This is a genomic window from Streptomyces sp. (assembly GCF_031178505.1).
GTDB lineage: Bacteria > Actinomycetota > Actinomycetes > Streptomycetales > Streptomycetaceae > Streptomyces > Streptomyces gulbargensis.
Genome location: NZ_JAPSIW010000298.1, coordinates 1 through 7,720 on the forward strand (window position 1 = coordinate 1; position 7,720 = coordinate 7,720).

Genomic DNA, 7,720 nt, shown 5'->3' on the forward strand with positions numbered 1-7,720 from the left:
ACCCGACCGTCCCCGACGAGGCCGTCACCGCCGCCCTGGAGGACGCCGCCGTCCTCGACGTGGTCGCCCGCCGCCCCGGCGGCATCCACAGCCGGGTCGAACAGGACGGCCGCAACTTCTCCGGCGGTCAGCGGCAGCGCCTGGAGATCGCCCGCGCGCTGGTCCGCCGGCCCAGCGTCCTGATCCTCGACGAGGTGACCAGCGCCCTCGACGCCGCCACCGAGCAGATCGTCATCGACAACCTCCGGCGCCGCGGCTGCGCCTGCGTGGTCATCGCCCACCGGCTGAGCACGGTCCGCGACAGCGACGAGATCCTGGTCCTGGACCGGGGCACGGTCGTGGAGCGCGGCCGGCACGAGCAGCTCGTCGCCGCGGGCGGGGTCTACGCCGGCCTGGTCAAGGAGCGATGAGGTGACGTTCCCGCAGCAGCCCACCGCCGCGTCCGTGCCCGCCACCACGCCCGCGGACCCCGCCTCCGACCCGGTCGTGGCGGCTCTCGGCGGCCTCGGCACACCCGTCGACGGCGCCGGCCTGAACAGCGTCCTCCTCGAAGGCCCCCACGTGCTGTGGCTCGTCGCCGAGGGCGCCATGGACCTGTTCGCCCTCGACGCCGCCCTGGTCGGCCCCTGGCACTTCCTGGGCCGCCTCCCGGCCGGCACCCTCCTCCTCGGCCCCGTGCAGGGCCCCGGCCACACCCTGATCGGCAGGCCCCTGGAGGGCTGCCTCCTGCGCCGCGTCGAGCTGGCTGAACTGGCCGCGCCCGCCGCCCCGGACCCGTACGGCGGGTACGACGGGCAGAGCGTCCACGGCGCGGACCCGCACCACGGCGGGTACGGCACGGGCGGAACGGGACCCGGGCCCCTCGAACGGGCCTTCGCGCTCGGCATCGGGCGCGGCCTGCGCGTGCTCTACCAGGCCCCGCTCGGCGGCCGTGCCGGACTCGACCCCGGTGCGGCGGACGACGACATCCTCTGGGTGCCGGTCGCCCCCGGCGGCGTCGCGTACGGATCCGGAGCGTACGGCGGCGGCCCCGCCCTCCTCGTCGACCCCGTGATGTGGCAGGGCATGGTCGACCTCCAGTACCGCCTGCTCCACGCCCTGGACGGCTGGATCGAGGAGCTCGAACGCGCCCACGAGGACCGCGCCGCCGCCGGCATCGAGGCGGGCCGGGCCGCGCGTACGGAGGCGGACCGCACGCTGCTCGCCTCCATCGGCCGCACCGGGCACGGACCCGGGGCCACCGGGAGCGGGGACGACGCCACCTACGCCGTCTGCCGCGCCGTCGCCCGCGAGGCGCGTGTCACCCTGGCGGAACCCACCGCCGTCGGGGCGGTCGCGGGCCGGCTCGACCCGGTCGAACGCATCGCGCTCGCCTCCCGCGTCCGCACCCGCGCCGTCCGGCTCGAAGGCGACTGGTGGCGCGAGAACAGCGGCCCCCTGGTGGGCCGGCGCACGGCCGACGCCCGCCCCGTCGCCCTGCTGTGGCGGCGCGGCCGGTACGAGGCGGTCGACCCCGCCGCCGGCACGCGCGTCCGGATCGGCCGGGCCGAGGCGGCGGAACTCGACCCGCGCGCCGTCATGTTCCACCGGCCGCTGCCCGACCGGCCGCTCGGCCTGCTCCGGCTCCTCCGGTTCAGCCTCCTCGGCACCCGCGCCGACCTGCGCGCGCTGCTCCTCGGCGGCCTGGTCTCCGTCGGCGCGGGCGCCCTCGTCCCCCTCGCCACCGGCAGGGTGCTCGGCTCCTACGTACCCGCCGCCGAGGAGGGTCTCATCGTCCAGGCCGGTCTGGCGATCATCGCCACCGCCGTGGTCTCCGCCGCCTTCATGCTCCTGCAGAACACCGCGATCCTCCGCATGGAGGGCCGCATCGAGGCCACGTTGCAGCCCGCCGTCTGGGACCGGCTCCTGCGCCTGCCGACGACCTTCTTCACCGGCCGCTCCACCGGCGAGCTCGCGGGCGCCGCCATGGGCATCAGCGCCATCCGCCGGGTCCTGTCCGGCACGGGCCCCGTCGTCGTCCAGGCGAGCACCGTCGGCACCATGAGCCTCGTGCTGCTCCTGACCCACAGCGTGCCCCTGGGACTGGTCGCGATCGGCCTGCTGCTGGCGGTGGCGGCGGTCTTCCTCGGCCTGGGGCTGTGGCAGCTGCGCTTCCAGCGGCAGCTGATCCGCCTCGGGGACCGCCTCGACAACCAGGCGTACCAGACGCTGCGCGGGCTGGCGAAGCTGCGCGTGGCGGCGGCCGAGAGCTTCGCCTACGCCGCCTGGGCGCGGGAGTTCGCCCGCACCCGCGAACTCCACCGGCGTGTGGGACGGATCAAGAACGTCCTCGCGGTGCTGAGCGCGGTCTGTCTGCCGCTGTGCACCCTCGTGATGTTCATGCTCCTCGCCGGCCCCGCGCGCGGCACCCTGACGCCCAGTGAGTTCCTCACCTTCGGTACGGCCCTGACGATGCTGCTGTCGTCCGTCACCCAGGTCACGGGCGCGCTGCTCTCGGCCGCCGCCGTGCAGCCGATGTTCGAGCGGGTCCGGCCCATCCTGCGGGCCGTGCCCGAGGCGGCGGGCGCGGGCGCCCCGCCGGGCGGCCTCACCGGCGAGATCGAGGTCACGAACCTCTCCTACCGGTACGCGGAGGACGCCCCGCTCGTCCTCGACGACGTCAGCTTCCGGATCGCGCCCGGCGAGTTCGTCGCGATCGTCGGGTCCAGCGGCAGCGGCAAGTCCACCCTGCTCCGGCTGCTCATCGGCTTCGACGAACCGCTCTCCGGCAGCGTGCTGTACGACGGGCAGGACCTGGCGGCCCTCGACCGCGCGGCCGTGCGCCGGCAGTGCGGGGTCGTGCTGCAGAACGCCCAGCCCTTCGCCGGCTCGATCCTCGACTGCATCCGGGGCGCCGAGGCCCACTCGCCGGAGGAGGTGTGGGAGGCGGCCGCGATGGCCGGCCTGGCCGAGGACATCAAGGCCATGCCCATGGGCCTGCACACCATGCTGTCCGACGGCGGCGGCACCGTCTCGGGCGGCCAGCGGCAGCGGCTGATGATCGCCCAGGCGCTCGTCCGGCGGCCGCGCGTGCTCTTCCTCGACGAGGCGACCAGCGCCCTGGACAACGAGGCGCAGCGCGTGGTCATCGAGTCGACCAAGGCCCTGAACGCCACCCGGATCGTCGTCGCCCACCGCCTGTCCACCATCATGGATGCGGACCGGGTGATCGCTCTGGCGGACGGCCGCGTCGTCCAGGAGGGCACCCCGGCGGAACTGCTCGCCGACACCACCGGTCTCTTCCACGAACTGGTCCGCCGCCAGCTGCGCTGAGCCGCCCCCGGCGCGCGGGACGGGTGCGGCGCGGTGCAACCAGTGGGGCTCGCGGGGCGTGTTGGGTGGTGTCAGTGATCTCCAGTGGAAGGACTCACGTGCACACCGACCGGCCGGCTCTCTCCCGCCGTACCGCGCTCGCCCTGGGCGCGGGCTCGGCCCTCACCGCCGCCCTCGCCCTCGGCGGCACCGCCCACGCCGCACCGGAGGACGGCGGCGCCGTCGCCCGGCTGCGGAGACTGGAACGGGACCACACCGCCCGGCTGGGCGTCTTCGCCCGCAACATGCGCACCGGACGTACGGTCGCGTACCGCGCCGCCGAACGCTTCCCGATCGCCTCCGTCTTCAAGACCCTCGCCGCCGCGGCGGTCCTGCGCGACCTGGACCGCGACGGGGAGTACCTGGGCCGGCGCGTCCACTACACCGCCGCGTACGTGGAGCGGTCCGGGTACTCCCCGGTCACCGGCGAGCCGAAGAACGTCGCCGGCGGCATGACCGTCGCCGAACTCTGCGACGCCACCGTCCGGCACAGCGACAACACCGCCGGGAACCTGTTGCTGCGGGAGCTCGGCGGGCCCACGGCGGTCACCCGCTTCTGCCGCAGCCTCGGGGACCGTGTGACCCGGCTCGACCGCTGGGAGCCCGAGCTCAACTCGGCGGAGCCCTGGCGCGTCACCGACACCACCAGCCCGCACGCCATCGGCCTGACGTACGCCCGGCTGGTCCTCGGCGACGCGCTGGACGCCCCGGACCGGGCCCGGCTCACCGACTGGCTGCTGCGCAACAGCACCAACACCGAGCGGTTCCGCCGAGGACTGCCCGCCGACTGGCTCGTGGCCGACAAGACGGGAAGCCCCCGCTACGGCGGCGCCAACGACGTCGGCGTCGCCTGGGCCCCGGACGGCACCCCCGTCGTGCTCGCCGTCCTGACGGCCCGGCCCGAGGAGGACGCCGCGAACGACAGCGCGCTCGTGGCGTCGACGGCCGCCGTCCTCGCCGAGGCACTGGTCTGAGCCGGACGCCGTAGGCCGGGTCACGGGGCCGTACGGCGCGGAGCGCGCCTCCCCGGCCGCCCCGCCCCCCTGCCGGGGGCGGGGCGCTTCAGGCGCCGGGCGCCATGTCGTACGTGACCCACATCGTGCGCGTGGCCACCTGGTCGTACTTGGCGCGGGCCCGGTGGTTGTCGTCGGCGGTGATCCAGCGCACGACGCTCCAGCCGCGCTCGGCGGCGATCCCGCGCAGAGCGGCGAGGAGGAGGTCCGCCGCCCCGGAGCCGCGACGGGCCGGGTCGACGAACAGGTCGTCCAGGAAGCAGCCGGTGGTGGCCGACAGGGGGCGGGCGAAGGGCCGGTAGTGCGCCAGGCCGACGAGGCGGCCCCCGCCGTCCTCGGCGACGAGGGCGGCGACCTCGTGGCCGGGATCGTTCACCCAGGACCAGACGAGGCCGGCGGCCTCCTCGGTCTGCTCGACCCCGTAGAAGTCGGCGTACCCCTGGTAGAGGGCGCGCCACTGGGGGAAGTCCCCGGCGCGTACCGCGCGGACCGTGATGTCGGTCGACATGGAGCTCACACTCGCTTGTTCCGGTGCCCGCCGAAGGGAACGCGGCGAGCAGAGGGAACGATCATCCCGGAGGGCCTGGGACACCGGCGCACCGGGGTCACGCCCCCGTCCCTCGCCTCAGGCCGTCCCCTGGCCCGTGGAGGCGGCCCGGTGCTCCCGCCAGGCCGCTTCCCACCTCCGCTCCAGGGCCGGGTAGACGATGCCGTACCGGAAGGGCGCGATGGCGGCCATGTACAGCCGCCCGAACCGGCCGTTGGGCTTGACGAGCACCGCCATGCGCAGCTCGTGGTCGCCGTCCGCCCCGCGCACCCAGCCGAGGTGCATCACGCTGTGCACGGTCTTGTTGGCCGGCTCCCGGGCCGACTCCGTGGCGAGTTCGTAGACCCCCTTCAGCGGCAGGGCGTCGCTGTCCTCCCCCCACGGGACGTCCCGCATGTCGGCGGGCAGCCGCTCCCGGAGCGAGGTGACGCGCCCGCCGACGCCGGCGCGGGGATCGTCCCAGCCGAGGAGCGCGCCGAGCTTCCAGCGGAGGGCGAAGAGGAGGCGGGCGGGCCCGGGCTGCCGGGCGAGGCCGCCGGAGGCCCGCAGCGCCGCGAGCGCGACGGGGAAGTCACCGGGCCCGGAGCCGGGCATGCGGAAGGACCACACGTCCTCGACCGTGAAGTCGGGGGCCACGGCGTGGATGCGCCACGGCGGCTGACGGCCGCGCGCGCCGTGCCCCGGCGCCCGCGGGGCGCCCGCCGCGGGCGGAACCGAGCGGCACACGACGGTGGGACGGCCCGACCGGTCGCCCGCCGACGCGGCCCGGATTGCGGCGCCGGGCGGCCCGGCCCAGCATGGGCGGGGGTGGGGTGTCCACCCTCGCCCCGCGGGTCCCGCCCGTGGGCCGGCCGCGCTCACCGCAGGGAGGCGTCACCATGGCCGATTCCGCGACCGGCGACCCGTTCGGCCCCTGGACCGAACGGCTGCTCGGGCTCGCCGACGGCATCTCGCGCGAGGACGCCCGGCAGTTCGTGCACGACCTGTACACGCACGCCCAGTCCGACCTCGACCAGGAGCGGGCGGAAGCCGACTTCGAGCGCGACGAGTAGCCGGCCGCCGCCCCGCTCGCCGGGGACGTCAGGGTACGGCCCCGCCCCCTGGCGCCGGGCCGGGGTGGCGGGCGGTGCCCGTGGTCGCCGCGGCGAGGACGAAGGTGACCGTGATCAGCAGCGCCCAGGCGCCGAACTTGGCGACCGGCACCGGCTCCCAGCCGTCCAGTTGGTGCGGATAGCTCCAGGCGCCCAGGTACGTCGCCGCGTTCTCGGCGACCCACAGGAAGAAGCCGATCAGGACGAAGGAGAGGGCGAGCGGCATCCGGTGGTCCCGCGTCCCGACGCGGAAGCGCACCCAGGTCCCCGCCGTCGCCAGGAGGATCAGCGCCGCGAGCGCCCAGCGGGCGTCCGGCAGCCAGTGGTGGCTGAAGAAGTTGACGTACACGGCGCCGGCGAGGACGGCCATGAGACGTGGACGGTAGCCGGTGAGCCGCAGGTCCATCAGGTGCCAGGCCCGGCACACGTAGCTGCCCACGGCCGCGTACATGAACCCGCCGTACAGCGGGACGCCCCCCACCTTCGTCAGGGCCTCCTCCGGGTAGCTCCAGGACCCCAGGCGCACCTTCACCAGCTCGAACAGCAGGCCGATCGCATGGCAGCCGGCGATCACGGCGAGGTCCCTCCCGCTGTCCCAGCCGAGCCGCCAGGACAGGAGGGTCAGGCCGGCGCCGTAGAGGAGCAGGAGGTCGTAGCGGGCCAGGGGGAGCTCCGGCAGCAGGCCCGAGACGGCGATGCCCCCGACGAGCGCGACGGCGAAGGCGCAGCAGCGCGCCTCGAGGACCGCGAACCGCAGGAGGTGGCGGGTCCCGCGGATGACTGTCTCCATGCGGGGAGGGACGCGGCCGGCTCGCACGCGGTTTCGGGTGGATGTCCGTATCGTGGGCGCGATGACTGTTCACATGTTCGGGGGTCGGGTGCGCATCGCGGATCACGCCACGTGGGACCGGGGCTTTCCGGTGAAGTACCTCTTGCTGCGGGAGGACCAGGACGGCGGGGAGGAGTTCTGGGGGAGGTGCGCGGGTGTCGAGGGATTCTTCGTCGACCCGGTCCCGCCTCCACGGGAGGTCCTCACCCTCCGCGGGTGCCGCCCCGACGGTCTCCTGAGCGAGGTCCTGGCCGAACCCGGCGCCCCACGGGGCCTGGGTGACGTGTGCGTCGAGGTGTGGGACGGCGGGAGGCCCGTGCAGTGGTGGACTCTCGTCGACGCGGCAGTGGTGGCCCACCGGCCCCACCCGGCCGACCCGGGACGGTACGACATCGTGCTCGGCGCCGGCGTCAGGAACGAGGACGCCTTCGTGGCGCCGCCGTCGGTGCCGCACTTCGAACTCTTCGCGGGAACGTCGGTCGCCGAGGCGAGCGCGGGCCGGTGCTCCGGGGTGGACGGCCTGTTCGAGGCGCGGGTGGACCCGGCCCCCGTCCCGCTGGAGCTGATCGGCTGCGAGCCCGCGGAGCCGCTGCTCGCGGCGCTGCGGCGGCCCCGTCGGCCGGAGCGGGACCGGGGCCACCTCCTGGTCCTGGATCGTCATGGCGCCGTGACGGCCTCCCGCCCCGTCGGCCTGGCCGTCACCGGAGCGCGACCGTCGGTCCTCGGCGGCGCTCTCCTCGACATCACCCTCACCGACGGTGGTGACGACCGGCCGTCACCGGCGGACCGCCCGGTCCAGCCACGCGGCCCTGCCCCGCGCGTCGTACGGCGCCCACAGGTTGGGCTCCGCCGGCGGGCCCTGGTACCACGCGGCCCAGACCGGGCGGTC

At 75.4% G+C, this 7,720-nt stretch carries 8 protein-coding genes; 5 read left to right on the forward strand and 3 right to left on the reverse strand.

The window, feature by feature from the left end:
• The 3 genes from RIF68_RS19760 to bla form a co-directional block, all read left to right on the forward strand.
• Positions 1–410, forward strand: a 410-nt coding sequence (locus tag RIF68_RS19760; protein ID WP_309052610.1) for an ATP-binding cassette domain-containing protein, incomplete at its 5' end; no start/stop codon positions are given.
• A 1-nt stretch (position 411) separates the two neighbouring features.
• Positions 412–3,312 carry an NHLP bacteriocin export ABC transporter permease/ATPase subunit gene (locus RIF68_RS19765; protein ID WP_375165121.1) on the forward strand — a complete coding sequence of 967 codons (2,901 nt, stop codon included), beginning with the start codon at positions 412–414 and terminating at the stop codon, positions 3,310–3,312.
• 98 nt (positions 3,313–3,410) lie between these two features.
• Positions 3,411–4,325: a class A beta-lactamase gene (gene bla, locus RIF68_RS19770; RefSeq protein ID WP_309052611.1), complete on the forward strand. Its 915-nt coding sequence runs from the start codon at positions 3,411–3,413 to the stop codon at positions 4,323–4,325.
• A gap of 88 nt (positions 4,326–4,413) precedes the next feature.
• Here the strand turns inward: bla and RIF68_RS19775 are convergent, their stop codons facing one another.
• A complete protein-coding gene (locus RIF68_RS19775; RefSeq protein WP_309052612.1) occupies positions 4,414–4,872 on the reverse strand; it encodes a GNAT family N-acetyltransferase in 459 nt (152 codons plus the stop codon).
• Positions 4,873–4,989: 117 nt separating this feature from the next.
• Positions 4,990–5,547, reverse strand: coding sequence for a DUF2867 domain-containing protein (locus tag RIF68_RS19780; protein ID WP_309052613.1), 558 nt, complete (start codon positions 5,545–5,547; stop codon positions 4,990–4,992).
• Positions 5,548–5,789: 242 nt separating this feature from the next.
• On the opposite strand from RIF68_RS19780, the gene RIF68_RS19785 reads away from it, so the two are divergent.
• Positions 5,790–5,963 carry a hypothetical protein gene (locus RIF68_RS19785; protein WP_309052614.1) on the forward strand — a complete coding sequence of 58 codons (174 nt, stop codon included), beginning with the start codon at positions 5,790–5,792 and terminating at the stop codon, positions 5,961–5,963.
• A 28-nt stretch (positions 5,964–5,991) separates the two neighbouring features.
• On the opposite strand, the gene RIF68_RS19790 is transcribed toward RIF68_RS19785, so the two are convergent.
• Positions 5,992–6,792, reverse strand: a complete 801-nt coding sequence (locus RIF68_RS19790) for a DUF817 domain-containing protein (RefSeq protein ID WP_309052615.1) — start codon at positions 6,790–6,792, stop codon at positions 5,992–5,994.
• Positions 6,793–6,853: 61 nt separating this feature from the next.
• On the opposite strand from RIF68_RS19790, the gene RIF68_RS19795 reads away from it, so the two are divergent.
• Positions 6,854–7,720 (forward strand): hypothetical protein (locus tag RIF68_RS19795; RefSeq protein WP_309052616.1); only part of this gene is annotated, 867 nt, incomplete at its 3' end.